Genomic DNA, 4,254 nt, shown 5'->3' with positions numbered 1-4,254 from the left:
AAGAGGGCAGCAAAAGACGAAAAAGCAAAGCAGCATGGAGCAGACCTCCATGCTCAACAAGGCAAAACATATAGAGGTAAGATATTGCGATCTGATGAAAACGGCATACTACAGCAGACAAGGGACGGCATTGTTTATCACCCTGCTATGTCAGATATTGAGCAAGGCAAATCATATAACCTTGAGAACAACGGCAATACCTACAACGTACAACCGCAGTATGAAATCAGAAAACCTAATAAGAGCCTCGACCAAGATAGGGGCATGGACAGGTAACTAGCGCCCTAGCGGTTGTTGGGCGAGCGGTGTAGTAATATGAGTTCCTAAAGTTGTACCTACTTCACCCCTTGAGATATCAGGGTTTGCGAGGTTTAAAATAAAAGGGTAAACTACTAAAAAGACAAAACCCCCAACGCTTGCAGGCGTTGAGGGTTTTTAGAATACTAATCTGTGGTAGCAGATATAGTGCTTCATTGGTAAGAGCTATTATATCACGCTATCACGCTAAAACAAGCGTGAGAAAATGGAACATTTAAAACAGGTTAACCCCGACCAGTGGGAACAAATACCACCCCTATCCCAACTGTATCAAGACCTACCCGAAACTTTACGGTGTAGCCCATCCAAGCATAATACAGACTTTAGGCGCAAAACCTTTAAACAAGCCACACAAAATGCCTATGTGGGCTATAACACACCTAAAGTAACCACGTTCATAGTTATAGATTTAGATTATGACGGCTCAATATTTGCTTACCATGATGCAGGAATACCACGCCCTCAATTTGTCTTGAAAAACCGATCAAATGGTCATTGCCAGTATCTCTATAGGCTCAAAGACCCCATAACTTTCTTCAAAAACTCAAAGCAAGCCCCTATTGATCTACTAAACGCCGTGGAGTATGCCCTCAACGATATTTTAGGCGGTGATAAAGCGTTTACTGGCTACCTTGCCAAAAATGCTCTAAATTCAGCCCATGAAGTGTATTACACAGGTGCAGAGCCATACACGTTGCACGATTTAGCCGAATACCTAGACTTACCCACGAATAAGCCCACCCAAGCCCACAACGATGAGTTTTACGGAAGAAATGACGCAATATTCCACACTGTACGCAAACTAGCGTATTCAATAGCGTTTAGTTGCAATTACACGCAGATATATGAGCAATGCTTAGCTTGGTGTGAGGAATGCAACGCACAATATAGCCCTCAGCTGCCGTATAACGAGCTTAAATCAATATCGAAGAGCATTGCAGAGTATTGCACAGGGGAACGCTTTAAACGTGAATTTGGGGCGTTACAGGCGGTAAGAGGAGCTAAGGGTGGCAAAATTAGCAAGCGTAAGCCTATACCAACATCAGAACGCACTACAAAGCCTTGGCAAGTGATGGGTATTAGTAGAGCTACGTATTACAGATGGCAAAAACAGGGTAAAGTTTAGTAAAAAAAGTGAGACCAGATAAGCCATATCAGTTAACCCCCCGATAGGGGGTTTTTTTGTGCGATACATTTAAGCTGATCTAAACAATAATTAATTGCTTAGGCTAGTTTAGAAAACGAAAAAACCTTCAGTTTTTCAATCTTTAACTGACTTCTGTTGGTATCATAAATGCTTCTGAAATGTTACAGTTTGTTTGGCTTTCAATCCTTTAAATAACGTACGTGGGTTTCTAAATGGCTGTTATTGGTTTTCTTCTTATATTTGTTCTTCCATTGGTGTTTTTATATTCTTTATTTAAGCCTAAAATTTTCAGTATACGTACAAAAAAGAATAGTACGGGTAGATGGAGTCGTATTCAGTCTGTTGTGGTGTTTGCAGTTATTTGGTTCCTTGGTGTTGTTATGCTAGTTGAAGGGGATAGCCCAGAGGACAGTACAGTTCAAAGTGATGGTGTGGTAGCGGCTGAATCTGCTCAGAAAGAACCTAGTCGGAAAGAACGTAAAGCGGCTGAGAAGGCTGCTAAAGAAGCTGAGAAAGCAGAGAAAGAAGCAGCTAAGGAAGCCGAACTTGCGAAAGAAGATGTTCAGCGTCAATCGACACTAATAGGTAACAGCTCAACTCGTCCAATTCTTTCTAATGGTTGGAGTCGTATGGATATCTATACTAACTGCCAAATACTTATACAAAACAGCCTTAAATCACCAAAGAGTTTCGATAGCAGTATAAGAACAGTGAAGTTTATAAGGGACGCTGAAGAAGAGATTATTGGAGTGAATTTTGACTTTTATGCAACAAACTCATTTGGTGCGGAGTTAATTCATAGCGGTACGTGTGTATATGATCTTGATGGCAAGTTACTAGAATATGATGCTAAGGCGAAGTAGTACTGATTACTAAATATATTTATATTATTTTGAACTATTTAAGAGGAATTTAAAAATGAAGAAGATAGCTATAATCGGTTTAGCCCTTTTAGCACCTATCGCTGCCTATGCTGACAAATGTGGTTACGAGAATTTGTCAGGAACTGAATACAGAATGACGGATAAAAATAAAAAATATGTATTCAATGATTTTGTCGTTAATCCTAATAAAGATAAGTTTGGCTCAGGTCAGCGCAGCGATAGAAACTATAAATCTTTGCGAAATAATGCTTTTAAAGTCTTAAGCACCGACTATGTAACTACTGATAGTGCTGCTTATAAAAGTAAGCCGACATCTAAACGCTATAGAGAAATTGTCATTGATGAAAAAGCATATACACTGGATAGATATTTTAATATTGAGTTAATCACATCTGATTGCGTTAAGTATTACCATGCACCAAATGGTAATAAAGAAAGTTTTGACTATAAGTTCCAAAAGACCGACGGCACTGCTAATACTATGCAAGACTTTTCAGCCTTCTTAGGTAAATCTATAGAAGCAGCACAAGTCAAAGCTGTTTCTAAATATGATGATTTTGATAAAATGTATGAAATCAAAACCGATTTTTTCAAAAAACAGATGATTAGAGGTTATCTTGATTCGGAAAAAGAAGATGCAGCTAATATCCAAGTCTATATGAGCCTAGCATTCCTTGATAAATGGGGGTTCGTTGACACAGCTAAGGATAGAAATGGCGTATCTCATAAGGTTACTACCATTGATAAAGATGCTGATTGCGCAGGAAAAAGCTTAGGTCTAGGCTGTATGCTAACTGAAACTGTTGGAGTTACAGTAGAAGAAGATTTTCTGAGAAAAAATACTGATGGATTTGAGCTAAAACTTTCTGGAAAGCAGTCTAAAGTTGTATTTGTATCAGGGGAGCTAGTGGTTGCATTCCTTAATGAACTAGATGATTTAAGAAAGAAATAACTAAATATTAAAAAGCTAGGTCTGCGAGCGAAAACACTCAATGATCTAGCCTTTTATTTACCTATACACTTCTATTTTTAAGGTGCTCTGGGTATGTATAGCCCCTTATAAGCCAATCAATAATTTCAGCTCTACTCTTACCAATTGGAGCTACATCTCTGCCAAAATCCATAAAATTCGAAAGCTTATTAGCAAATTTATTAACTTGACTGTCTAACAGGGTCGATCTTATCTCGATTATATGCCTACTTATCTTAATTCAGCCCTTACATACTGCTTAACTGGTATCTACGCTCCCTTTGTACCACAATCTAAATTTGAGCCTCTTAAATCAAATCCTATGCGTTTTAGATATTAAAGAAATTACTAGAAGTCTAATTGTGCGTCATTAGCTTCTGTTGCTTGATGGATTAAATCATTTTTAACTGCGTCTTTATCCCTTTCTGAAACATATCCTTTTTCGTAAGCATCAGCTTTGAGTTGGTTCAAATCACGCTTAGCTTGCATACTATCTTTAGCCATTGCTTCAAAAGCACTTTGCCAAATAATTTTACGTCTTGTTTCAGCTTTACGAGCCTTTGATTTTTCAGCATCAATCAATCGCCTAGTATCAGCCCTAGCTTTTACCAGTTGGTCTGCCTTTTTCTCAGCATTGAGCAACACCGACAGCTTGCGATTATCGTCATCACTTCTATTGTCTTTCTCGCCCAGTAGAATTATAAGTGTTTGCGTATCATTGGGCGATTTGAATCCCTTAAATCGTTTTACTAAATTATCAAGATAATCTTTATTCTTATCAAGATACTCTTCATTTGCAGTAGCCATGATTAATCCCTTTTTGTTGGTTGTGTTGCCATCAGGTTGAGTTTATCATTAGGCAGTATGTTTGCATAGTTGCGGTGGTTTGTAGCCTTGTTGAGGAAACAAGGCACGGTTAGTAGTTTCTTTTTATT

Annotated in this window: 5 protein-coding genes; 4 read left to right on the top strand and 1 reads right to left on the bottom strand. The window is 38.3% G+C overall.

What is annotated here, in order from left to right; translation table 11 throughout:
• The 4 genes from INT03_RS00085 to INT03_RS00070 form a co-directional block, all read left to right on the top strand.
• A partial coding sequence (locus INT03_RS00085) for a hypothetical protein (RefSeq protein WP_193007085.1) occupies positions 1–276 on the top strand: 276 nt, incomplete at its 5' end.
• Between the two features lie 247 nt (positions 277–523).
• The gene (locus tag INT03_RS00080; RefSeq protein ID WP_193007084.1) at positions 524–1,444 is read left to right on the top strand and encodes a replication initiation protein; all 921 of its coding nucleotides are present in this window, start codon (positions 524–526) and stop codon (positions 1,442–1,444) included.
• 233 nt (positions 1,445–1,677) lie between these two features.
• Positions 1,678–2,328: a hypothetical protein gene (locus INT03_RS00075; protein WP_193007083.1), complete on the top strand. Its 651-nt coding sequence runs from the start codon at positions 1,678–1,680 to the stop codon at positions 2,326–2,328.
• 55 nt (positions 2,329–2,383) lie between these two features.
• Positions 2,384–3,301: a hypothetical protein gene (locus tag INT03_RS00070; RefSeq protein ID WP_193007082.1), complete on the top strand. Its 918-nt coding sequence runs from the start codon at positions 2,384–2,386 to the stop codon at positions 3,299–3,301.
• A gap of 366 nt (positions 3,302–3,667) precedes the next feature.
• Here the strand turns inward: INT03_RS00070 and INT03_RS00065 are convergent, their stop codons facing one another.
• On the bottom strand, positions 3,668–4,126 hold the full coding sequence (locus INT03_RS00065) for a hypothetical protein (RefSeq protein WP_193007081.1): 459 nt from the start codon (positions 4,124–4,126) through the stop codon (positions 3,668–3,670).
• Positions 4,127–4,254: the final 128 nt, after the last annotated feature.

Origin of the sequence: Psychrobacter sp. PG1 (genome assembly GCF_014897815.1) — a bacterium.
Lineage (GTDB): Bacteria > Pseudomonadota > Gammaproteobacteria > Pseudomonadales > Moraxellaceae > Psychrobacter.
This window is presented reverse-complemented; position numbering and strand designations above follow the sequence as displayed.

Coding starts and splice junctions, on each gene's coding strand:
- INT03_RS00070 (WP_193007082.1), top strand. CDS start 2,384: ATGAAGAAGATAGCTATAATCGGTTTAGCCCTTTTAGCACCTATCGCT.
- INT03_RS00075 (WP_193007083.1), top strand. CDS start 1,678: ATGGCTGTTATTGGTTTTCTTCTTATATTTGTTCTTCCATTGGTGTTT.
- INT03_RS00080 (WP_193007084.1), top strand. CDS start 524: ATGGAACATTTAAAACAGGTTAACCCCGACCAGTGGGAACAAATACCA.
- INT03_RS00065 (WP_193007081.1), bottom strand. CDS start 4,126: ATGGCTACTGCAAATGAAGAGTATCTTGATAAGAATAAAGATTATCTT.